We start from the raw sequence: 268 nt of genomic DNA, 5'->3' as shown, positions 1-268 counted from the left end.
CTTTCTCTATCCATCGCTGAATGAAAACGGGCATCCTCTACACGCGGCAGCGTGTGACCGCGCAGTCGATAAAAAGGACTAATTCAGCTGCCACCACGTCCGGTTACGTGGACGCAGTTAAGAAGCTCTTTGGCGTCACGCCGGTATTCAGCTTTGCAGACAGCAGTCAGACCACTTTCTCTTTGCCGCATACGCTTCGACCGGAAGGCGATGACCCGATGATCGCGGCAGATGAAAGGCTTATGGGGCTGATTTCTCGATTTCAGGC

1 protein-coding gene is annotated in these 268 nt (G+C 53.7%); it reads left to right on the top strand.

All coding sequences use genetic code 11. The features are described 5' to 3' along the window. Positions 1-20: 20 nt before the first annotated feature. Positions 21-268: hypothetical protein (locus tag SB754_RS20590; RefSeq protein ID WP_410784218.1), on the top strand; the 248-nt coding region annotated here is incomplete at its 3' end.

The organism is Leifsonia sp. SIMBA_070, assembly GCF_046534635.1.
GTDB lineage: Bacteria > Actinomycetota > Actinomycetes > Actinomycetales > Microbacteriaceae > Leifsonia.
This window is presented reverse-complemented; position numbering and strand designations above follow the sequence as displayed.